The sequence below is a fragment of the Mycobacterium sp. Panama NTM2 genome (assembly GCF_054355555.1).
In genome coordinates this window covers 990,816-1,009,066 of record NZ_CM135953.1, presented here as the reverse complement: position 1 = coordinate 1,009,066, position 18,251 = coordinate 990,816, and the positions used below count along the sequence as shown (strand labels likewise).

Sequence of the window (18,251 nt, the reverse complement as noted above, 5' to 3'; positions counted from 1 at the left end):
ATGCAGCCAGCGCAACGTCCAACGATAGCGCAGGACGGGCTATTCCTCAACATCGCACCACAGACCGCATGCTATGGAGGCGCGGTCGCTGGCTGGCGTCCTCATCCCGTGCAAACATGCTGGGCAATAGATTGGCCCGGTTTCGCCCTTCCGTCAAGAGACAACGCGGTGTTTGGGGGTAATTCCGCCTCAGAGCGTGACCGTGCGGACGCGCCGGGTCGACGACGAGGTCAGCTGATCCCACCACCAGCCGGTCACGACGCTCCACGCCGAGGCGTCGCTGTCGTAGAGCCGGTCGGTGTGGGTGCCGTCGAGCATGTCGTTGATCCAGCCCGCGGCGAGCACCTTGTTCGCGAGCACGTCGAGTGGCGAGGAGTGCCCCATCGCCATGTAGGCGAAGTACTGCACGATCGGCGCGGTGGTCTGCATCCCGTCGGCATGCTTGCCGTCCCGGAACGTGACACCGGTGAACATGCCCGGACGGACGGCGCCGAGCTTGCGGTTCGTGTCGCCGTACCAGTTCCACGAGCTCGGTCCGGCCGCGATGTTGTACACCGGGATCGACGTCGGGATCGCGGCGATGTCCTGACCCAGGAAGCTGAGTGTGCCGACGCCGTCGAACATGATCAGCCCGGCCAGATCGTCGGCGTTGCCGGTCTCGACCATGTATCTGCCGACCATGGCCACCAGGCCGCCGCCGGCAGAGTGTCCGGCGAGGACCACCTTGGTCGGCAACACGCCGTCGTACCCGGCGGCGCGGGCGCTGGCGGTCAGCGCTGCACGGTCGCCGGCGAACAGGGCCGCGATCGCGCGACCGGTGCTCGGGTATTCGAGCGGGTAGTTCTCGATGTCGAACGGGTTCCACGTCAGCGACGGCACCACGACGATGCTGTCGGTCTTCTCTGCCAGGTAGGCCGCGGTCGCACTGTAGAACGAGGCGTTGGCCAGGAAACCGTGCTGCAGGTAGATGAGTCCGGCGGGGGTGTCGGTGTCGGGGAAGTACCAGTCGGCGGGGACGTCCTTGTGACCGCCGATGGTCAGCGTCGAGGATTCCACCCGCACGCTGCTGCCGAAGGGTGCGCGGACCGGACCGGCGAAGAACTGCATGGTGTCGGTGTAGAAGTCGTAGAACTTCTTGCCGATGGTGTTGAGGACGTCCAGCAGTGTCGGCTGCGTCTGCACCGGCGGCGCGTCGGCGGCGGCGAGGCGCATCACCATGGCGCCGTCCGGCGCTCCCAGATCGGTCTCGACGCCGGTGGCGAACGTGCTGGGTCGGACGCGACCCTGCGGCTCAGCAACGGCCTCGGCCGGGGCAGGCGCCACCACTGGCTCGACGGCGGACTCGACGGCGGGGTCGACGGCCACCTCCGCCTCGGGCGCCGCGTCGGGCTCCGGCGCGCGGTGCTTCCCACCGCCGAACAGGGCCCGCAGGGGCTTGCGTTCCGGCTTGCCGGTCTCCGCTTCCTCGGCCGCCGGGTCGGTGGCCTCCGGGCTCGTCACCTCGGGGGCGGTGGTCTTCTCGGGCTTGTCCGGTGCGGACTTGTCGGACTCCGTTTCCTTGGATTCGGTTTCCGTGGACTCGGATTCCTTGGACTCGGTTTCCGCGGACTCCGTTTTCTTGGACTCCGACGTGCCGGCGTGGCGCGGCGTGCCACCCAGCTTGCGATCCCGCGCGGTGTTCGCCGGCTTCGCATCACCGCCGGCGTTCGATGATGCCTGGGTGCCGGTGCCGGACGACGTCCCGTCGTCGGCCACCGCAACACCTGCAGTCGTCAGCATTGCAGCTGACATTCCCCCCGCTAATACGCCTGCCCCAACCCAGACCCGATAGCGGTCGACCATTATTCTCCTGTTTCAGAAAGCACTGAGAAACCACGTTTTCATGCCTCAAGTGCGGTTTTCCGCACGCAAACGTGATTTTGGCAAACTGTATAGCCACAGTGACGACCCCGCAAGAGAACGACGGGTGAAATGTGGACATGCGCCAACCACGGCGCCGCGTAGGCCTGGTTCAGGGCACGACGAAGCAGCTCACACCAGGAGAAAGGGGCGCCCGCAGCGCGGGCGCGGACTCAGCGGTTCTCGCCGCCGACAGGGATGCGACCGGTCGGCGCATCGTCCTCGTCACGACGCGACGAACGGTCGCCGTCGTAATCACGAACGGGGTACTTGTGCGTGCCTTCGAGGTCGTCGCGGATCGCTTCCTGGGCGGCCGGGGGCAGGGTGTGCATGATCTCGCGAACCCGCGCCTGACGACGTCCCACCGCCTTGCGCTCGGGCATACCCGGGGTCGCCATCACCTGCGGCGGCACGCCCTCGATCTCCTCGACACCACCATCGTGGTGACCGGCGTCGATCATGGCCTGCTCCTCGGCCATCGTCGACTCGTCCTTTTCCTCGGACATACCGATCGGACCGATGCGGCGACCGTTGAGGAATTGCTTGACCACCGGCTCGTCACTGGTCAGCAGCACCTCACGCGGACCGAACATCACCAGGTGCTTGCGGAACAACATGCCCATGTTGTCGGGCACGGTACGAGCGATGTTGATGTTGTGGGTCACGATCAGGATCGTGCAGTCGATCTGCGCGTTGATGTCGATGAGCAACTGCGACAGGTACGCCGTACGCACCGGGTCCAGACCCGAGTCCGGCTCGTCGCAGAGAATGATCTGCGGGTCCAGCACCAACGAGCGCGCCAAACCGGCGCGCTTGCGCATACCACCGGAGATCTCCCCCGGGAACTTGTTCTCGTCCCCGCCCAGACCCACGAGGTCCAACTTCTCCATCACGATCTGACGGATCTCGGATTCCTTCTTCTTCGTGTGCTCACGAAGCGGGAACGCCGTGTTGTCGTAGAGGCTCATCGAGCCGAACAGCGCGCCGTCCTGGAACATCACGCCGAACAGCGTGCGGATCTCGTAGAGCTCCTTGGCCGAGCACTCGATGATGTTCGTGCCGTCGACGATGATCTTGCCGCGCTCGGGCCGCAGCAGCCCGATCAGCGACTTCAAGAACACCGACTTGCCGGTACCCGACGGGCCCAGCAGCACGCTCACCTCGCCGGCGGGCAGATCGAACGTGACGTCTTCCCAGATTCGCTGAGACCCGAAGGACTTCGTCAATCCCTCGATCTGGATACCGATACCCACGCGAATTCCTCTCGCCAATTCAGCATCTGCTCGCCACTGATTCCCCGCCTGTGGCTTGAGTCACTGTAACCTACCCGCCCACGCCACGAAGCCGGACCGGGCCTGAACGCAGCGTGGGGCTGGTCTGTTTGCCAGACCAGCCCCACGACTGACGTCACCGTCAGTTGCGACGGCTCCGTGATGTGTCTTACTTGACGGACACCGACGCGCCGGCGGCCTCGAGCTTGGCCTTGGCGTCCTCGGCGGCCTCCTTGGTGACCTTCTCGAGCAGCGGCTTGGGCGCGCTGTCGACGAGATCCTTGGCTTCCTTCAGGCCCAGGCCGGAGACGATCTCGCGGACGACCTTGATGACGCCGATCTTCTTGTCGCCGGCACCCTCGAGGATGACGTCGAACTCCGACTGCTCCTCGGCGGCCTCGGCGGGCGCACCGCCGGCGGGGCCGGCAGCGGCGACGGCGACGGGCGCCGCAGCGGTGACCTCGAAGGTCTCCTCGAACGCCTTCACGAACTCGCTCAGCTCGAGCAGGGTGAGCTCCTTGAACGCGTCGAGCAGCTCTTCAGTGGACAGCTTGGCCATGATGGTCCTTCCTTCGTTACTTCTTGATGTCGGTGGGGGTGTGCCGGAGCGCTGCTACGCAGCTTCCTCGGCGGCCTTCTTTTCCTGCAGTGCGGCAGCCAGACGTGCGACCTGCGACGCCGGGGCGTTGAACAGCCCGGCGGCCTTGGTCAGGTTGCCCTTCATCGCGCCGGCCAGCTTGGCCAGCAGCACCTCGCGCGACTCGAGGTCCGCGATGCGGTTGACCTCGTCGACGGACAGCGCGCGGCCGTCCATGTAGCCGCCCTTGATGACCAGCGCCTTGTTGTCCTTGGCGAAGGTCTTGATCGCTTTGGCGGCGTCGACGGCCTCACCTTTGACGAACGCGATCGCGGTGGGACCGGCGAACAGTTCGTCGAGACCTTCGATGCCGGCCTCTGCCGCCGCACGCTTGACCAAGGTGTTCTTGGCAACGGTGTAGGTGGCGGAGTCGCCGAGCGAACGGCGCAGCTGCGCGAGGTTGGCGACCGTCAGTCCGCGGTATTCGCTGACGAGCGTCGCCGTCGCCTCCTTGAACTGCTCGGCGATGTCGGCGACCGCGGTGGCCTTTTCAGCCTTGGCCATGCATGCCTCCTCGTGGTGGGTGTACGGATGTCCCATCGAGGAGCGCGGGCCGGGCGCAGGAGGAAGGTCGTGAAACGACGAACGCCCCGACACAGACAGGTCGGGGCGCACACAACTGAGGTACGTGCCTCGTCCTCCTGCGTGGGCCGCCGGGTGGAACCCGGACCTTCAACCATGTGACTGGTGACCGACGGTCTTCGGTGGAACGCCAGCCAGAATAGCCTGCCGCCTCCCGATCAGCCAAAACGGCCGAGGGCCGCCGCACCGATCAGCCCGGCGTCACCACCGAGGAGGGCCGGCGTCACCTGCAGGCCGCGCAGGAAACTCAAGCCCGCATAGCGCCTCAGCACCGCCCGCAGCGGGTCGAAGAGCAGGTCTCCGGCGCCGGCCACGCCACCACCGATGACCACACGGTCCAGGTCGCAGGTCGCCCCGACAGACGCGATCATGCGGGCCAGCGCGTCGGCGCCGCGGCCGAACGTCTGCAGCGCCAGCGGGTCGCCCCGCCGCGCGTCCTCGGCGAGTTCCCGGGCGCCGGCCTCGGGCGGGGCCTGCCAGCCGTGCTCGCGGGCCCACCGCGCCAGCCACGGTCCGGCGGCGACCGTCTCCACACACCCGTGCCCGCCGCACGTGCACGGCGCCCCGTCGGGTTCCACCACGACGTGGCCGACGTGGCCGGCATTACCCGTCCGTCCGTGGAACGGGGCGCCGTCGAGGACGAGTCCGCCGCCCACTCCGGTCGAGACGACCATGCCGAGCAGGAACCGTGCCCCTGTGGCCGCACCGCGCCACTGCTCCCCCAGCGCCATGCACAACCCGTCGCCGCCGAGACGCGCGGGCGCGCCGGTGAGCTCGTGAACACGAGCCACGATCGGAAAGCCTTGCCAGCCAACGATGTTGATCGGACTCACCGTGCCGGCGGGGACGTCGATCGGGCCGGCCGACGAGATGCCGACCGCGTCCACCGTGCCGCCGGCGGCGGCCAGCGCATCGACGAGCAGGGCCTGGGCGACGGCCCAGATGGTCTCGGCATCGGCGCGCGGGGTCGGCGCCTCGGCGCGGTGCCGCAGCGCGCCGGAGTCGTCGACCAGGCCGACCGCCAGCTTCGTGCCACCGACATCGAGGGCGAGCGTGACCATGACGTCATTCTCCCGTGGCACGTCGCATCCGCTCCGCCATCGCCACCATCGCGTCGGCCACCTCCGGAGACTCCAGGATCTCGAGGTCGGCGTCGACCCTCGCGAGCCACGGAACAAGGTGGCTCGGATCGTCGGCGCCTGCGGTGACGATGGTCGCGTCGGGTCCGTCGGGTTCGATGTCCACCGAGCCGGCCGGGAAGTACGGGGCGACGGCGCCGACGGGCGCGTGATAGCGGACGCGGGCCACGTATCGATAGGGCGACGTGCTGATGGACCGGCGCACGTAGGCGGCCGCGTCGGGAGCCTCCCGCCCGACGAACGTGGTGCCGACCGCCGCGACGTCGGACATCCGGTCCAGCCGCAGGCTCCGCCAATCCTCCCGGTCGCGGTCGTAGGCGAGCAGATACCAGCGCCGACCGGTGGTCACCAGCTGATAAGGCTCGAGACGACGCCGAGTCGCGGCGCCGTCCCGGTCCACGTAGCCGGCGGTGACGTGTTCGCGGTCTCGGCTGGCCCGGGCGAGCGTCATCAACACATCGGGTTCGACGACGGACTCCGGCGCGCCCGACGTCAGCGTGACCGTGGCCTCGTGGACGGCCGAGACCTGGGACCGCAGCCGCCGCGGCATCACTTGATCGAGCTTGCTGAGGGCCCGCAGGGCCGATTCGCCCACGCCCGCGACGCTGCCCCCGGCCGCGAGCCGAAGGCAGACCGCCATCGCGACGGCCTCGTCGGGATCCAGAAGCAGCGGCGGAAGCGCCGCCCCTGCGCCCAGCTGGTAACCGCCGCCGTGTCCCCGGCTGGCGGCGACGGGATAGCCGAGGTCGCGCAGCCGCTCGACATCGCGACGCAAGCTGCGGGTGGTGACCCCCAGCCGAGTGGCGAGCTCCTCCCCCGTCCACACCCGCCGTGACTGCAACAGACCGAGCAGCGCCAGCACGCGGCTCGTCGTCTCGGACACTCCGTCAGCCTGCCAGAGATTGCGGACCGGAACTGTCCTGAATGGATGCGACGCTTGCATTATGGACGTCACCGACGAACTGATCGACCAACTGGATCTGCATTGGCGGTCGCAGCTGCGGCCGCGACTGGCCGGGCTCACCGACGACGAGTACTTCTGGCAGCCGGTCCATGACTGCTGGACGGTGCACCGCGACGGGCGCGTCGACTTCGCGTTCCCGCCTCCGCAGCCGGAACCGTTCACCACGATCGGGTGGCGGATGGCGCACCTGATCGTCGGCGTGCTGGCCACCCGCAGCCATGCCCACTTCAGCGGACCGCCTGCCGACTACTCGTCATGGCCCTATGCCACCGACGCCGCAGCGGCACTCGCTCAACTCGACGAGGAGTACGAGCGGTGGCTGCGCGGTGTCCGCACGCTCGACGCCGAGGCACTGGCGCGGCCCTGCGGACCGGCCGAAGGTCCCTATGCCGAGCGTTCGATGATGACGCTGGTGCTCCACATCAACCGGGAGATGATCCACCACGGTGCCGAAATCGCCTGCATCCGTGACCTTTACGCACACACCCTGCACGCACGAGACAAGGAGAAGTGAGATGCCCGGACTGCCCCCGCCCGCCGACACCGAACGACAGACGCTGATCGAGTTCCTCAGGTTCAATCAGAACGCCTTCTTCGCGGTGGCGCACGGCCTGACCGACGAACAGGCCCGCGCGACCCCGTCGGCGAGCGCGCTGTCGATCGGCGGCCTGATCAAGCACGCTGCCGGTGTGCAGCGCGGCTGGCTCGCGCGCGTCGTCGCCGCCCCCGACTTTCCGCCGCCGGACCCGCGGCCGCTCGAGGAGCAGATGGCCGAGTACGCCGACGAGTACGTGATGGGCGAGCACGAGACACTCACCGGGCTGCTCGACGCCCTGTGCGCGGTCAACGACGACGTGCTGGCGGCGTTCGCCGAGAAGGACCTCGACACCCCCGTCCCCGTGCCCCACGAGGTGCCGTGGTTCCCCGGCGACGTCGACTTCTGGAGCGTGCGCTGGGTGGCGTTGCATCTGATCGAGGAGCTGACCCGGCACGCCGGCCACGCCGACATCATCCGCGAAACATGTGATGGCGCAACGATGTACGAGTTGATGGCCGCTCACGAGGAATGGCCCGAGACCGATTTCATCAAGCGGTGGCGGCCGCGGAGCTGATTCTCAGCGCAGCACCAGTGCCAGCGCGTGGTCGACGACGGCGTCGAGGTCGTCACCCAGGCGGCCGGCCAGCCACTGCTGGGCCAGCTCGGCCATCGCGCCGGTGTAGAGCGCGGCCGCCACCTGGGCGCCCACCGGATCGGACCCCGGGTGAAGCCGCCAGCCTTCGGACAGCACCGCCTCACGCAGCAGATCCTGGGTGGCGACGCGGCGGGCGGCCAGCACCGGGTTGGCCCGGGCGTCGGTGAACAGCACCCGCCCGCGCCGCGGATCACTGGAGCTGAAGGCGAGCACGGCGGCCATCCCGGCCCGGGTGCGAGCCGCCAACGATGCGCCGGCCGACGCCATCGCCGCCTCGACCGCGGCGGCCAGTTCGGCGCTGACCCGGTCGTACACCGCGCCGAGCAGGGCGTCGACATCGGCGAAACTCTCGTAGAAGTAACGGGAGTTCAAGCCGCTCTCCCGGCATGCAGACCGTACGGACAGTGCCTGCTCGCCGCCCTCCCCGAAGATTCGATAGGCGGCGTCGACGAGGAGTTCCCGCCGCTCGGCGCGGCGGTCGACCAGCGGAACGCCCGCCCATCGCGTGGGAGTCGACACCCGATCAGGGTAAGCCGCCGCAAATCTGGTCACAACCGTATCCAGAAGCTAAACTGGGCACACCCGTGACCAGGAGGATGAGATGTTCCTGCCGCACCAGCTCATCGGCCAGGTGCTCGACCGGCGCTTCGACCAGGACGTGCGACGGCACTTCTTCAAGGGGATGCAGTTCGCCGCACCCGCGGGCGACCCGGGCTGGTTCGGCCCCGGCAGCGCCGTGTGGCACGTGCACTCGCACACCCACGCGCTGATCTTCGGTTTGCAGTGCGCGGCGTTCCTCGAGCGTCTGGATCCGTCCATCTACTGGATGGGCGTGCACCACTCCCGGCTGGTCCGCGATGACACCCGCGACGATGCGATGCCCCAGATCGACCCCGAGGGCGCGCTCACCCGACTCGGACACTCCGTCGCGTTCTTCATCGGTACGGCGTACGGCTCGACCGAGACGGCCGAACGCTTGGCCACCACGGTGGCATCGATGCACCACACCATCAAGGGGACCCGGCCCGACGGCGCCCGCTACGACGCCGACGATCCCGAGTGGTTGCGCTGGAACTACGCGACCGTCGTCTGGGGCATCGCCACCGCCCACGAGCTCTATCACCCGAACCCTTTGCGCGGCAAGAAGATCGACCGCTACTACGGGGAATTCGTGCGCGTCGGTCACGCGCTGGGCGGCACCGACCTGCCCGCGACCAAAGCCGACACCCTCGACTGCCTGAAGTCCTACCTGCCCAGGCTCGCGGTCACCTACGGCACCGCGATGGCGACCGGCCCCGACCTGCCCCTGCCTCAGGCGGCGTTGAACTGGGCGGTGCGTGACACGATGCCGTCCTGGGCCAAGGGGCTCATCCAGCACAGCGACCCCAACATCATCGAGCGCACAGCCCGGCGCGCCCTGGTCTGGTCGGTCATCAACGGCGTGTCCGCAGCCTCGGGCGCGATGCCGGAGTTCCAGCAGGCCAGAGCGCGGGTGGCCGGCGGGACGGACTCGCCTGCGGGTGTGACCCGGGGCACACGAATTTTCGAGCGTGCAGGCTCTTTTGAGACACTGCAGGGATGAGTACTACGCGGAACACACAGCACCGCGAGGTAGCCAAGCTCGACCGTGTACCGCTGCCCATCGAGGCAGCGCGCATCGGCGCGACCGGCTGGCAGGTCACTCGCACCGGCGCCCGGGTCGTGTCCACCATTCGCTCCCGCGGTTCGCTCCAGCAGAAGATCGTCAAGCAGATTCCCCAGGCGTTCGCCGACCTGGGCCCCACCTACGTCAAGTTCGGCCAGATCATCGCGTCCAGCCCCGGCGCCTTCGGTGAGCCGCTGAGCCGGGAATTCCGCAGCCTTCTCGACCGGGTGCCGCCGGCGGACTCCGAGGCCGTGCACAAACTGTTCCGGGAGGAGCTGGGCGACGAGCCGTCGAACCTGTTCGCCTCGTTCGACGAGAAGCCGTTCGCCTCCGCATCGATCGCACAGGTGCACTACGCGACGCTGCACAGCGGCGAAGAGGTCGTCGTGAAGATCCAGCGACCGGGCATCCGCCGCCGCGTCGCCGCCGACCTGCAGATCCTCAAGCGGGGCGCCCGCCTGGTCGAGTTCGCCAAGCTGGGCCAGCGCCTGTCCGCCCAGGACGTCGTCGCCGACTTCGCCGACAACCTCGCCGAGGAACTGGACTTCCGCCTGGAGGCGCAGTCGATGGACGCCTGGGTGGCCCACATGCATGCCTCGCCGCTGGGCAAGAACATCCGCGTGCCACAGGTCTACTGGGACCTGACCAGCGAGCGAGTGCTGACCATGGAACGGGTCTCCGGCGTGCGTATCGACGACGTCGCCGCCATCCGCAAGAAGGGGTTCGACGGCACCGAGCTGGTCAAGGCCCTGCTGTTCAGCGTCTTCGAAGGTGGTCTGCGGCACGGGCTGTTCCACGGCGACCTGCACGCGGGCAACCTCTCCGTCGACGACGACGGCAAGATCGTGTTCTTCGATTTCGGCATCATGGGCCGCATCGATCCGCGGACCCGCTGGCTGCTGCGCGAGCTGGTCTATGCGCTGCTGGTCAAGAAGGACCACGCCGCGGCGGGCAAGATCGTCGTGCTGATGGGCGCGGTCGGCACCGTCAAACCCGAGGCGCAGGCGGCCAAGGACCTCGAGAAGTTCGCCACCCCGTTGACGATGACCTCCCTCGGCGACCTGAGCTACGCCGAGATCGGCAAGCAGCTCTCCGCGTTGGCCGAGGCCTACGACGTGAAGCTGCCCCGCGAGCTGGTGCTCATCGGCAAGCAGTTCCTCTACGTCGAGCGCTACATGAAGCTGCTGGCGCCGAGCTGGCAGATGATGAGCGACCCGTCGCTGACGGGCTACTTCGCCAACTTCATGGTGGAAGTGTCCCGCGAGCACGACCAGCAGCTGGACGCCTGATGCAGGTGCGCAGCGGCACCGCGCCGTCCGGCGACATCGGCATCCACTACGAGGACATGGGTGACCCCGGCGATCCAGCGGTCCTGCTGATCATGGGGCTCGGGGCGCAGATGATCTTCTGGCGGACCGAGTTCTGCGAGAAGCTGGTCAACCAGGGCCTGCGGGTGATCCGCTTCGACAACCGCGACTGCGGGCTGTCGGGCAAGGTGCGCGGACAGCGGTCCAGCGCTTCGCTACCGCTGAGCATGGCGCGCTCGTTCCTCGGGATCGCCAGCCCGGCGCCCTACCGCCTCGAGGACATGGCCGACGACACCGCCGCGCTCGCCGACCACCTCGACATCGACCGCGCGCATGTCGTCGGAGCGTCGATGGGCGGCATGATCGCGCAAGTGTTCGCCGCGCGGCATCCCGCGCGCACGCGGTCGCTGGGTGTCATCTTCTCCAGCAACAATCAACCCGCTCTCCCACCGCCGGGCCCACAGCAGTTGCTCGCGATCCTGTCCAAGCCCTCCGGCACCGGTCGCGACGCGATCATCGACAACGCGGTCAAGGTCAGCAAGATCATCGGCAGCCCCGGCTATCCCCGGTCCGACGACGCCTTGCGCGCCGATGCGATCGAGGGCTACGACCGGGCCTACTACCCGGCGGGGATCGGCAGGCAGTTCTCGGCGATCCTGGGCAGCGGAAGCCTGCGCAATCACAACCGATCGACCACCGTGCCCACGGTCGTGATCCATGGCACGGCCGACAAGCTGATGCGGCCGTCGGGCGGTCGCGCAATCGCCCGCGCGATCCCCGGCGCACGCCTGGTGCTGTTCGACGGCATGGGCCACGAGCTGCCCGAACCCCTCTGGGACGACATCGTCGGCGAGCTGAAGACGACGTTCGCGCAGGCGCGCTGATCGATCACTGATACTGCATGAACGTCAATTCGGTCGATGAGGGAACTGCCGGGAAGACGACGTACCATTCCTGACGGGCATGCGTGACCGCCGTTTCAGGAGAACCTCTTCGGGCAGCTTGCTCAGGAAGGCCACCTCATGGCCGACACGAAAAAGGCCACAGCCAAGAAGAACTTGAAACCGCACTTCGACGACGTCCAGGCGCACTACGACCTGTCCGACGAGTTCTTCCGCCTGTTCCTCGACCCCTCGCAGATGTACAGCTGCGCATATTTCGAGCGCGACGACATGACGCTGGAGGAGGCGCAGCGCGCGAAGGTCGACCTGGCCCTGGGCAAACTCGGCCTCGAGCCCGGCATGACGCTGCTCGATGTCGGCTGCGGCTGGGGTTACACGATGATGCGCGCGATCGAACTCTATGACGTCAACGTGATCGGCCTGACGCTCAGCGAGAACCAGAAGGCGCACGTCGAGCGTGTGTTCGCCGCATCGGACAGCCCCCGCACCAAGGAGATCCGACTCGAGGGCTGGGAGAGCTTCGACCAGCCGGTCGACCGCATCGTCTCCATCGGGGCGTTCGAGCACTTCGGCAAGGACCGCTGGGACGATTTCTTCACCACTGCCTACAAGGTGCTGCCCGACGACGGCGTGATGCTGCTGCACACCATCACAGCGCTGACGATCCCGCAGATGATCGAACGGGGCATCCCGCTGACGTTCTCGGTCGCCCGATTCATCAAGTTCATCCTCACCGAGATCTTCCCGGGCGGGTATCTGCCGACGATCGAGCTGGTCGGCGAGCATGCCGGCAAGGCGGGTTTCACCCTGACCCGTGAGCAGTCGCTTCAGCCGCACTACGCGCGCACCCTCGACCACTGGTCCGCGGCGCTCGAGGCGCACAGGGACGAGGCGATCGCCGTGCAGTCCGAAGAGGTCTACGACCGCTACATGCACTACCTCACCGGGTGCGCGGATTCGTTCCGCAAGGGCTACACCGACGTCAACCAGTTCACGTTGGTCAAGGCGCCCTGAGCGGATTGGCCCGGAAAGACGTCCAGCCGTTAGGCTGATCGCCCGAGAAGCGTGTTTACCGGAAGGCCGTGCTCTGTTTGGGTACGGTCGGAACACCATCGCGATGTCGCATCGGGCGGGGGCCCTCGACAAGTGGCCCCACGACAAGAGGACGTAGAAAGACATGTCTGACAACTCCACCGGCACGAAGGATCTGACTCCTCATTTCGAGGACATCCAGGCGCACTACGACCTGTCGGACGACTTCTTCGGTGTGTTCCAGGACCCCACCCGCAAGTACAGCTGCGCGTACTTCACCGGCCCCAACGCGACGCTGTCGGAAGCCCAGATCGCCAACGTCGATCAGCATCTCGACCGGCTCGATCTGAAGCCGGGGATGACACTGCTCGAGGTCGGCTGCGGCTGGGGGCTGACGCTGCAGCGTGCGATGGAGAAGTACGACGTCAACGTCATCGGCCTCACGTTGAGCAAGAACCAGCAGGCCTATTGCAGTCAGCTGCTGTCGAAGATCGACACCGAGCGCACGTTCGATGTCCGTCTCGAGGGCTGGGAGCAGTTCCACTCCCCCGTCGATCGGATCGTGTCCATCGAGGCCTTCGAGCACTTCGGCTTCGAGCGGTACGACGACTACTTCAAGACCTGCTACGACATCCTGCCCGACGACGGCCGGATGACGATTCAGAGCAGCTGCGGGTACCACCCGTACGATCTGCAGGCCCGCGGCAAGAAGCTGACGTTCGAGCTGGCGCGCTTCGCGAAGTTCATCGGCGAGGTGATCTTCCCCGGCGGCCGCATCCCGACGACCCAGATGATGGTCGAACACGGCGAGAAGGCCGGCTTCACGGTCCCGGAGACGTTGTCGCTGCGCAATCACTACATCAAGACGCTCGGCATCTGGGCAGGCCGTCTGGAGGCCCACAAGGACGAGGCCATCGCCGCGGCAGGTGAGCAGTCGTACAACGACTACATGCGCTACCTGACCGGGTGCCAGTACTACTTCGTCGACGAGGCCCTCGACGTCAGCCTCGTCACGTACCTGAAGCCGGGTGCTGCGGCCGCCTGAACCGGCTCCCTTTTCCCGATGCCGGCGCGCTGGCCCGGCGCCGGTGTTATGTTTGCCGAAGGGGCTCCTCGACCGCCGCATCAGGGTTCGATGTGGGGGACAACTCGGATCTCCGGGTGATGCCGTCAGCCTGTCGTTCGTGGGGGACGATGGTTGCGGCGCACCCGGGCACCGGTGGTCGAGGAGCTCACAAAACAACGAGTCCCCCGCGCCTGTGGCGCAGGGGACTCGCGGCGTTTCGGCTGGCGCCTACTCGCCTACTCCTCCGTGAAGTTGCGGGTGACCGCCGGGTCGACCGGGATTCCGGGACCGGTGGTGGTCGACACGACGACCTTCTTCAGGTAGCGGCCCTTCGACGACGACGGCTTGGCGCGAAGGATCTCGTCCAGCGCGGCGCCGTAGTTCTCCACCAGCTTGGTCTCGTCGAACGACGCCTTACCGATGATGAAGTGCAGGTTGGCCTGCTTGTCCACGCGGAAGTTGATCTTGCCGCCCTTGATGTCGTTGACGGCCTTGGTGACGTCGGGGGTCACGGTGCCCGTCTTCGGGTTCGGCATCAGGCCGCGGGGGCCGAGGATGCGGGCGATGCGGCCCACCTTGGCCATCTGGTCGGGGGTGGCGATCGCGGCGTCGAAGTCGAGGAACCCGCCCTGGATCTTCTCGATCAGGTCGTCGCTGCCGACCACGTCGGCGCCGGCAGCCAGCGCCTGCTCCGCTTTGTCGCCGACGGCGAACACCGCGACGCGCGCGGTCTTACCGGTGCCGTGCGGAAGGTTGACGGTGCCGCGCACCATCTGGTCGGCTTTGCGGGGATCGACGCCCAGGCGGATCGCGACCTCGACGGTGGCGTCCTGCTTCTTCGACGACGTCTCCTTGGCCAGCTTGGTGGCCTCCAGCGGCGTGTAGAGCCGGGTCTTGTCGACCTTCTCGGCGGCTTCCTTGTAGGCCTTGCTGTTCTTGCTCATTGTTGTCTCCTAGTCACTGAGTTGTGGTGCGGGCCGATGCCAGCCCTTCCACGAGACCCCGTCTTACTCGACGGTGATCCCCATCGACCGGGCGGTCCCGGCGATGATCTTGGCGGCCTGATCGATGTCGTTGGCGTTCAGGTCTTCTTTCTTGGTCTCGGCGATCTCACGCACCTGATCCCAGGTCACCTTGGCGACCTTGGTCTTGTGCGGCTCACCGGAGCCCTTCTGCACGCCGGCGGCCTTGAGCAGCAGCTTCGCTGCGGGCGGCGTCTTCAGCGCGAACGTGAAGGTGCGGTCCTCGTAGACGGTGATCTCCACGGGGATGACGTTGCCGCGCTGCGACTCGGTCGCGGCGTTGTACGCCTTGCAGAACTCCATGATGTTGACGCCGTGCTGGCCGAGCGCGGGACCGACCGGCGGGGCGGGGTTGGCCTGCCCGGCCTGGATCTGCAGCTTGATCAGCCCGGAGACCTTCTTCTTCGGGGGCATGGTTGTGCGTGTCCTTCTTCTATCTCGTGGGGGTCCTCACGGCCGAGGAGCCCGGCTTAAATCTTGGCGACCTGGTTGAAGGTCAGTTCGACCGGCGTCTCGCGGCCGAAGATCGACACCAGCACCTTGAGCTTCTGCTGCTCGGCGTTGACCTCGCTGATCGATGCCGGCAGGGTCGCGAACGGTCCGTCCATGACGGTGACCGACTCGCCGACCTCGAAGTCGACCAGGATCTCCGGACGCTCCATCGACGCCTCGGAGGACGCCGCGGCCGTCGAGGCGGCCTTGCCGGGCTTCTTGGCGGCCGCGGGCGGCAGCAGGAACTTCACCACGTCGTCGAGCGAGAGCGGCGAGGGCCGCGACGTCGCGCCGACGAAGCCGGTCACCCCCGGGGTGTTGCGCACGGCGCCCCACGACTCGTCGTTGAGCTCCATGCGGACCAGGATGTAGCCGGGCAGCACCTTGCGGTTGACCTGCTTGCGCTGGCCGTTCTTGATCTCGGTGACCTCTTCGGTGGGCACCTCGACCTGGAAGATGTAGTCGCCGACGTCGAGGTTCTGCACACGGGTCTCGAGGTTGGCCTTCACCTTGTTCTCGTAACCGGCGTAGGAGTGGATGACATACCAGTCGCCGGGCTTGAGGCGCAGCTCCTTCTTGAGCGCGACCGCAGGGTCCTCGTCCTCGTCGGCAACCGGAGCTTCGTCGGTGGTCTCGGCGTCGGTGGTCTCGGCGTCCTCGGGCTGCGCGTCGTCGGGCGCGTCAACCAGCGGTGCCTCCTCCACGGCCTCGGCCGGGCTGGTCTCGTCGAGATTGCCGGCCCCCGCGGCGGTGATCACCGTCGCCGGGTCCGCTGCAGCGATGCGTGCCTCGGACACGTTCGCGGCGCTCTCGCCGTCGAAGCTGGTCACGTGTCAGTCCTCTCTACATGTATCGCGTCGGGTCGGGTGACCGCGCGGTCAGCCGAACACCAACGTCACGAGCTTGGCCAGGCCCAGGTCGACTCCGCCGATCAGCGCCACCATGAAGACCAGGAACACCAGCACCACGGTGGTGTAGCTGACCATCTGCTTGCGGTTCGGCCAGATGACCTTGCGCAGCTCGCCGACAACTTCCCTCAGGTAGTTGATGACGAAGACGATGGGATTGCGGGACGGCCCGTCCTTGGGCTTGCGCGCGGTCTTCTTCTTCGCCTTCGGACCGTTGCCATTGTCCTTGCCGCCCGAACTGTCGGTTTCGGGCGCGGCGTCGGTGTCGTCGGCCGCGGTGTCGTCGACATCCGCCGCTCGACGCGATCGCTTACCCGTGGGTCTCAGCGGACGCGTCACGACCGCGGTCTGCGCTCGTGCGTCACCGCCGTCGGTCTCCGCGCCGCTGTCGGTGCCTGCCGAGCTGGCACCGTCGCGCTCGTCGCTCACCGCGTGCTCCCTCGTGATCGGTCGTAATCGGTCCCGGTTCGTGGGGCCTGCAGTCCAGTATCCAGACCAGTCCGACCCTACGTATCGAGTATTCAGTTGAGCAGGGGCGACAGGACTTGAACCTGCAACCTGCGGTTTTGGAGACCGCTGCTCTGCCAGTTGAGCTACGCCCCTAGACGGGTTCCCTGTAGGGCCCACACAATTCGCGCGCTCCCCGTGCGGTGACACAAGCCCCGACGGACAGCGCGCTCAACTGGGAAAACCCAAGTGCCGAGTGTAGCGCGCCGCGGGGCGGAGTTGCTAATCCGTCGCCGGCCCGGTGTCGTCCACCGTGTCGTGGATGACGGGCTTGCGGACCACCTGGCCGGTCTCCGGATCCCATCCGGCCGAGATCGAGTTGTCGCCTTCGTGGCCCATCAGCGTGGTGAACGCTTCCATGACGACCGTGCCGTCGTCCTCGGTCAGCACGTTGCGGGTGGTGACGATGTCGGCGCCGAAGCGTTCGTCGACGGACTCGATGTACATGGTGGCGGTGAGCTTGTCCCCCTCGCCGATGGGCCGGTGGAACAGGAACTTCTGGTCGACCTGGACGATCTGCATCGTCTCGAAGCCCACGTCGACGTTCTGGAAGAAGTGCCGCTGTGTCATCACCGCGAGGATCGACATGAATGTCGGGCCTGCGACCAGCCCTTTGTGACCGAGTTCGGCCGCAGCGTCCACGTCGTGGCTGGCGGGGTCGAACGACTTGACCGAGGTGGCGTACTGGCGGATCTGTTCGCGCCCCACCACGAAGGGCTCCGGGTACTGCCAGACCATGCCCCGGATGTCGGTTTTCAGAGCCATCGTCGACCTCCCTACGCCAGCTTGGCCACGGCAACGGCGCGGCCGAAGATCTTCTTGCCACCCGCGGTCGCGGTCAGCGCGATGGTGACCGACTTCGATTCCGCCTCAACGGATTTCACGCGTCCGTTGAACACGATCTCGGCACCCTTGCCGTCGTTGGGGACGGGGACGACGGCGGTGAAGCGCACGTTGTACTCGGTGACGGCGGCCGGGTCGCCCACCCAGGAAGTGACGTATCCGCCACCCAGACCCATGGTCAGCATGCCGTGGGCGATCGCGGTGTCCAGGCCGACCTGCTTGGCGATGTCGTCGTCCCAGTGGATGGGGTTGAGGTCGCCGGAGACGCCGGCGTAGTTGACCAGGTCGGCCCGCGTCAGCGGGATGACCTTCTCGGGCAGCTGATCGCCGACCTTGACCGAACTGAACTCACGCAGTGCCATCTGAAAAGCCACTCTCTCCGTCTTCTTCGCTCCGCCCCGCCAGGGTGGTGTAGGACTCCTGCACGACGTCGCCGTTGCTGTTACTGACGATGTTCTTGGTGACGATGATGTCGGTGCCGTGTGCCGTGCGGACCGAGTCGATCCAGACGTCGCAGTAGAGCGTGTCGCCGGCCTTGATCGGACGGACGAACTTCAAGGACTGGTCCACCTGGACGATCTGGGCGTCGGTGATCGCGATGCCGGCGGAATCGAACATCGCCCGCTGCGCCTGGTAGCCGAACACCGAGATGAACGTCAGGGGCGCGAGCAGCGCGTCGTGGCCGAGCTCGGCCACCGCTTCTTCGGTGAAGAACGCCTCGTCGTCGTTCTTGACCGCGGTCGCGTACTCGCGGATCTTCTCACGGCCGACGACGTAGTGGTCGGGATGGCGATAGTGCAGCCCGACGTACTCGTCCAGGAAAGACACGGCAGATGGTGCGC

Annotated in this window: 21 protein-coding genes and 1 tRNA gene; 7 read left to right on the top strand and 15 right to left on the bottom strand. The window is 67.0% G+C overall.

Translation table 11 applies throughout. From position 1 onward, the window contains the following. Positions 1-189: 189 nt before the first annotated feature. The 6 genes from ACXYX3_RS04855 to ACXYX3_RS04830 form a co-directional block, all read right to left on the bottom strand. A complete protein-coding gene (locus ACXYX3_RS04855; RefSeq protein WP_458610378.1) occupies positions 190-1,779 on the bottom strand; it encodes an alpha/beta hydrolase in 1,590 nt (529 codons plus the stop codon). Between the two features lie 293 nt (positions 1,780-2,072). Beyond that, positions 2,073-3,152, bottom strand: a complete 1,080-nt coding sequence (locus tag ACXYX3_RS04850) for an ABC transporter ATP-binding protein (RefSeq protein WP_241205098.1) — start codon at positions 3,150-3,152, stop codon at positions 2,073-2,075. Between the two features lie 187 nt (positions 3,153-3,339). Then, entirely contained in the window at positions 3,340-3,729 is a 390-nt protein-coding gene (gene rplL / locus ACXYX3_RS04845; RefSeq protein WP_221358155.1) for a 50S ribosomal protein L7/L12, read from the bottom strand. Positions 3,730-3,783: 54 nt separating this feature from the next. Beyond that, positions 3,784-4,311: a 50S ribosomal protein L10 gene (gene rplJ, locus ACXYX3_RS04840; protein ID WP_458610377.1), complete on the bottom strand. Its 528-nt coding sequence runs from the start codon at positions 4,309-4,311 to the stop codon at positions 3,784-3,786. A 236-nt stretch (positions 4,312-4,547) separates the two neighbouring features. Continuing rightward, on the bottom strand, positions 4,548-5,450 hold the full coding sequence (locus ACXYX3_RS04835; protein WP_458610376.1) for an ROK family protein: 903 nt from the start codon (positions 5,448-5,450) through the stop codon (positions 4,548-4,550). Between the two features lie 4 nt (positions 5,451-5,454). Next, entirely contained in the window at positions 5,455-6,411 is a 957-nt protein-coding gene (locus tag ACXYX3_RS04830; RefSeq protein ID WP_458610375.1) for a helix-turn-helix transcriptional regulator, read from the bottom strand. A gap of 61 nt (positions 6,412-6,472) precedes the next feature. On the opposite strand from ACXYX3_RS04830, the gene ACXYX3_RS04825 reads away from it, so the two are divergent. After that, entirely contained in the window at positions 6,473-7,006 is a 534-nt protein-coding gene (locus tag ACXYX3_RS04825; protein ID WP_241205096.1) for a DinB family protein, read from the top strand. Position 7,007: 1 nt separating this feature from the next. Continuing rightward, positions 7,008-7,604: a DinB family protein gene (locus ACXYX3_RS04820; protein WP_458610374.1), complete on the top strand. Its 597-nt coding sequence runs from the start codon at positions 7,008-7,010 to the stop codon at positions 7,602-7,604. A 3-nt stretch (positions 7,605-7,607) separates the two neighbouring features. Here ACXYX3_RS04820 and ACXYX3_RS04815 read toward each other — a convergent pair whose 3' ends face one another. Then, positions 7,608-8,204, bottom strand: coding sequence for a TetR/AcrR family transcriptional regulator (locus ACXYX3_RS04815; protein WP_458610373.1), 597 nt, complete (start codon positions 8,202-8,204; stop codon positions 7,608-7,610). 82 nt (positions 8,205-8,286) lie between these two features. Here ACXYX3_RS04815 and ACXYX3_RS04810 point away from each other — a divergent pair, with 82 nt between their 5' ends. The 5 genes from ACXYX3_RS04810 to ACXYX3_RS04790 all read left to right on the top strand — a co-directional run bounded on the left by ACXYX3_RS04810 (position 8,287) and on the right by ACXYX3_RS04790 (position 13,616). Then, positions 8,287-9,267, top strand: a complete 981-nt coding sequence (locus ACXYX3_RS04810) for an oxygenase MpaB family protein (RefSeq protein ID WP_458610372.1) — start codon at positions 8,287-8,289, stop codon at positions 9,265-9,267. Further along, on the top strand, positions 9,264-10,619 hold the full coding sequence (locus tag ACXYX3_RS04805) for an ABC1 kinase family protein (RefSeq protein WP_458610371.1): 1,356 nt from the start codon (positions 9,264-9,266) through the stop codon (positions 10,617-10,619). The genes ACXYX3_RS04810 and ACXYX3_RS04805 overlap by 4 nt, the downstream gene beginning before the upstream one ends. Further along, entirely contained in the window at positions 10,619-11,521 is a 903-nt protein-coding gene (locus tag ACXYX3_RS04800) for an alpha/beta fold hydrolase (protein WP_458610370.1), read from the top strand. Before ACXYX3_RS04805 ends, ACXYX3_RS04800 begins: the two co-directional genes overlap by 1 nt. A 138-nt stretch (positions 11,522-11,659) precedes the next feature. Continuing rightward, positions 11,660-12,553 (top strand): cyclopropane mycolic acid synthase family methyltransferase, encoded by an 894-nt coding sequence (locus ACXYX3_RS04795; RefSeq protein WP_241205090.1) that lies wholly within the window; start codon positions 11,660-11,662, stop codon positions 12,551-12,553. Between the two features lie 163 nt (positions 12,554-12,716). After that, positions 12,717-13,616 carry a cyclopropane mycolic acid synthase family methyltransferase gene (locus tag ACXYX3_RS04790; RefSeq protein ID WP_241205089.1) on the top strand — a complete coding sequence of 300 codons (900 nt, stop codon included), beginning with the start codon at positions 12,717-12,719 and terminating at the stop codon, positions 13,614-13,616. A gap of 257 nt (positions 13,617-13,873) precedes the next feature. On the opposite strand, the gene rplA is transcribed toward ACXYX3_RS04790, so the two are convergent. The 8 genes from rplA to hadA form a co-directional block, all read right to left on the bottom strand. Then, positions 13,874-14,581: a 50S ribosomal protein L1 gene (gene rplA, locus ACXYX3_RS04785; protein WP_241205088.1), complete on the bottom strand. Its 708-nt coding sequence runs from the start codon at positions 14,579-14,581 to the stop codon at positions 13,874-13,876. A gap of 63 nt (positions 14,582-14,644) precedes the next feature. Further along, the gene (gene rplK, locus ACXYX3_RS04780) at positions 14,645-15,073 is read right to left on the bottom strand and encodes a 50S ribosomal protein L11 (protein ID WP_046361080.1); all 429 of its coding nucleotides are present in this window, start codon (positions 15,071-15,073) and stop codon (positions 14,645-14,647) included. Positions 15,074-15,129: 56 nt separating this feature from the next. Next, positions 15,130-15,981 (bottom strand): transcription termination/antitermination protein NusG, encoded by an 852-nt coding sequence (nusG, locus tag ACXYX3_RS04775; protein ID WP_374238365.1) that lies wholly within the window; start codon positions 15,979-15,981, stop codon positions 15,130-15,132. A 48-nt stretch (positions 15,982-16,029) separates the two neighbouring features. Further along, the gene (gene secE / locus ACXYX3_RS04770; protein ID WP_241205087.1) at positions 16,030-16,488 is read right to left on the bottom strand and encodes a preprotein translocase subunit SecE; all 459 of its coding nucleotides are present in this window, start codon (positions 16,486-16,488) and stop codon (positions 16,030-16,032) included. A 101-nt stretch (positions 16,489-16,589) separates the two neighbouring features. Continuing rightward, positions 16,590-16,662 (bottom strand) — tRNA-Trp (locus ACXYX3_RS04765). A gap of 126 nt (positions 16,663-16,788) precedes the next feature. After that, a complete protein-coding gene (gene hadC, locus ACXYX3_RS04760) occupies positions 16,789-17,331 on the bottom strand; it encodes a (3R)-hydroxyacyl-ACP dehydratase subunit HadC (RefSeq protein ID WP_458610369.1) in 543 nt (180 codons plus the stop codon). A gap of 11 nt (positions 17,332-17,342) precedes the next feature. Next, positions 17,343-17,771 carry a (3R)-hydroxyacyl-ACP dehydratase subunit HadB gene (gene hadB, locus ACXYX3_RS04755; protein WP_241205085.1) on the bottom strand — a complete coding sequence of 143 codons (429 nt, stop codon included), beginning with the start codon at positions 17,769-17,771 and terminating at the stop codon, positions 17,343-17,345. Further along, a complete protein-coding gene (gene hadA / locus ACXYX3_RS04750; protein WP_241205084.1) occupies positions 17,758-18,237 on the bottom strand; it encodes a (3R)-hydroxyacyl-ACP dehydratase subunit HadA in 480 nt (159 codons plus the stop codon). Before hadA ends, hadB begins: the two co-directional genes overlap by 14 nt. Between the last annotated feature and the right edge of the window lie 14 nt (positions 18,238-18,251).

Excerpts from the sequence above, each read along its gene's own strand:
- ACXYX3_RS04855 (WP_458610378.1), bottom strand. The coding sequence starts at position 1,779 with ATGCTGACGACTGCAGGTGTTGCGGTGGCCGACGACGGGACGTCGTCC.
- rplL (WP_221358155.1), bottom strand. The coding sequence starts at position 3,729 with ATGGCCAAGCTGTCCACTGAAGAGCTGCTCGACGCGTTCAAGGAGCTC.
- rplJ (WP_458610377.1), bottom strand. The coding sequence starts at position 4,311 with ATGGCCAAGGCTGAAAAGGCCACCGCGGTCGCCGACATCGCCGAGCAG.
- ACXYX3_RS04835 (WP_458610376.1), bottom strand. The coding sequence starts at position 5,450 with ATGGTCACGCTCGCCCTCGATGTCGGTGGCACGAAGCTGGCGGTCGGC.
- ACXYX3_RS04825 (WP_241205096.1), top strand. The coding sequence starts at position 6,473 with ATGGACGTCACCGACGAACTGATCGACCAACTGGATCTGCATTGGCGG.
- ACXYX3_RS04820 (WP_458610374.1), top strand. The coding sequence starts at position 7,008 with ATGCCCGGACTGCCCCCGCCCGCCGACACCGAACGACAGACGCTGATC.
- ACXYX3_RS04810 (WP_458610372.1), top strand. The coding sequence starts at position 8,287 with ATGTTCCTGCCGCACCAGCTCATCGGCCAGGTGCTCGACCGGCGCTTC.
- ACXYX3_RS04805 (WP_458610371.1), top strand. The coding sequence starts at position 9,264 with ATGAGTACTACGCGGAACACACAGCACCGCGAGGTAGCCAAGCTCGAC.
- ACXYX3_RS04800 (WP_458610370.1), top strand. The coding sequence starts at position 10,619 with ATGCAGGTGCGCAGCGGCACCGCGCCGTCCGGCGACATCGGCATCCAC.
- ACXYX3_RS04795 (WP_241205090.1), top strand. The coding sequence starts at position 11,660 with ATGGCCGACACGAAAAAGGCCACAGCCAAGAAGAACTTGAAACCGCAC.
- ACXYX3_RS04790 (WP_241205089.1), top strand. The coding sequence starts at position 12,717 with ATGTCTGACAACTCCACCGGCACGAAGGATCTGACTCCTCATTTCGAG.
- rplA (WP_241205088.1), bottom strand. The coding sequence starts at position 14,581 with ATGAGCAAGAACAGCAAGGCCTACAAGGAAGCCGCCGAGAAGGTCGAC.
- rplK (WP_046361080.1), bottom strand. The coding sequence starts at position 15,073 with ATGCCCCCGAAGAAGAAGGTCTCCGGGCTGATCAAGCTGCAGATCCAG.
- hadC (WP_458610369.1), bottom strand. The coding sequence starts at position 17,331 with ATGGCTCTGAAAACCGACATCCGGGGCATGGTCTGGCAGTACCCGGAG.
- hadB (WP_241205085.1), bottom strand. The coding sequence starts at position 17,771 with ATGGCACTGCGTGAGTTCAGTTCGGTCAAGGTCGGCGATCAGCTGCCC.